This is a genomic window from Azospirillum sp. TSO22-1 (assembly GCF_003116015.1).
Lineage (GTDB): Bacteria > Pseudomonadota > Alphaproteobacteria > Azospirillales > Azospirillaceae > Azospirillum.
This window is the reverse complement of record NZ_LGQZ01000250.1, coordinates 1-2130: the sequence shown is the minus strand read 5'-3', so window position 1 is coordinate 2130 and position 2130 is coordinate 1. Positions and strand designations below refer to the sequence as shown.

At 72.0% G+C, this 2130-nt stretch carries 2 protein-coding genes; both read left to right on the top strand.

What is annotated here, in order from left to right; genetic code table 11:
• Positions 1-1260, top strand: a 1260-nt coding sequence (gene soxC / locus TSO221_RS34740; RefSeq protein WP_109122989.1) for a sulfite dehydrogenase, incomplete at its 5' end; no start/stop codon positions are given.
• A partial coding sequence (locus TSO221_RS34735) for a c-type cytochrome (RefSeq protein WP_109122988.1) occupies positions 1244-2130 on the top strand: 887 nt, incomplete at its 3' end. The genes soxC and TSO221_RS34735, both read left to right, overlap by 17 nt.

The following is a 2130-nucleotide window of genomic DNA, read 5'->3' as shown; positions in this document are numbered from 1 at the left end:
CTGCGCTCCAGCTTTCTGGCCGCCGGCGCCGCGCTGACCGGAACGGCCGCTTCGGCTTCCCCGGCCCTGGCGCAGAGCGTCGGCGACGACGCCATCCTGACGCCGCAGCCCTGGGCCACCACGCTGGGCCAGCCGGTGGCCACCAACCCCTACGGCCAGCCCTCCAAATACGAGCGCGCGCTGGCCCGCCGCCAGAGCCCCGGCCTCACCCAGACCGCCGCCGCCAGCGTCTCCTTCTGCCCGCTGCAGGGCCTGTTCGGCATCATCACCCCCTCGGGCCTGCACTTCGAGCGCCACCACCAGGGCTGGTACGACGTCGATCCCGCCAAGCACCGCTTCATGGTCAACGGCGCCCGCCCGGAGTTCGTCAAGACCCCCAAGGTCTACACCCTCGACGACCTGATGCGCTTGGCCCCGGTCTCGCGGATGCACTTCATCGAGTGCGGCGCCAACACCGGCATGGAGTGGGGCAACGTCGCCGTGCCCACCGTGCAGTACACCCACGGCATGCTCTCCTGCTCCGAGTTCACCGGCGTGCCGCTGCGCACGCTGCTGGAGGACTGCGGCGCCGACCTCAAGGCCGCCAAGTTCGTCCTCGCCGAGGGCGGCGACGGCTCGGCGATGACCCGCACCATCCCCATCGGGCCGGTGCTCGCCGGCGAGGTGCTGGTCGCCTACGGCCAGAACGGCGAGATGCTGCGCCCGGAGAACGGCTACCCGCTGCGCCTCGTGGTGCCCGGCGTGCAGGGCGTCTCCTGGGTCAAGTGGCTGCGCCGCATCGAGGTCGGCGACCGCCCCTACGCCGCCAAGGACGAGGCCATCCACTACATCGACCTGATGCCCGACGGCCAGCACCGCCAGTACACCTCGATCCAGGAGTGCAAGTCGGTCATCACCACGCCGTCCGGAGGCCAGACGCTGCTCGACAAGGGCTACCACACCATCTCCGGCCTGGCGTGGTCGGGGCGCGGCGCGATCCGGCGTGTCGATGTCTCGGTGGACGGCGGCCTGACCTGGGCCGAGGCCACCGTGCAGACGCCCATCCTGTCGAAGTGCCTGACCCGCTTCACCGCGCCCTGGGTGTGGGACGGCAAGCCGGCCATCCTGCAGTCCCGCGCCACCGACGAGACCGGCTTCGTGCAGCCCACCTACGGCCAGCTGCGCGCGGCGCGCGGCACCCGCTCGATCTACCACAACAACGCCATCCAGTCCTGGAAGGTCGCCGAGAGCGGCGAGGTGAGCAATGTCCAGGTTCTCTGACGCGCTGCTCGCCGCCGCGCTGCTGCTGAGCACCCCGGCGCTGGCGGCCGAGCCGTTCCCCGGGGTGGGCCGCCCGGCGACGCCGGCCGAGGTCAAGGCCTGGGACATCGACGTCGGCCCCGACTTCGCCGGGCTGCCCAAGGGCTCGGGCTCGGTCGAGCGCGGGCAGGCGGTGTGGGAGGACAAGTGCGCCGCCTGCCACGGCACGTTTGCCGAGAGCAACAGCGTGTTCTCGCCGCTGGTCGGCGGCACCACCGCCGAGGACGTGAAGACCGGGCACGTGGCGAACCTCAAGCGCCCCGACTTCCCGCAGCGCACCACCGTCATGAAGGTGGCGACGGTGTCGACGCTGTTCGACTACATCCGCCGCGCCATGCCGTGGAATGCGCCGAAGTCGCTGAGCGACGACGAGGTGTACGCGGTGCTGGCCTACCTGCTGAACCTCGCCGAGGTGGTGCCGGACGACTTCGTTCTCGATGAGACGACGATCCGCGCGGTGCAGGAGCGGCTGCCGAACCGCCACGGCATGACCACCGCGCACGCGCTGTGGCCCGGCCCCGGGCCGGGCGGCGGGACGAGCAAGCCCGACACCGCCAACACCGGCTGCATGACGAACTGCAAGACGGCGGTGGAGCAGGTCTCGGCACTGCCGGAGCACGCCTGGAGCGCGCACGGCAACCTGGCGCAGCAGAACCGCCGGATCGGCGGCGTGCGCGGCAAGAAGACCGGGCCGGAGGAGGCGGAGGCCGACGCGGCCGCGCCGGGGCGGACGCTGGCCGAGCGGCAGGGCTGCCTGTCGTGCCACGGGGTGAGCAGCCGGATCGTCGGGCCGAGCTACGCCGAGGTGGCGGCGAAGTACCGCGGTGCGGG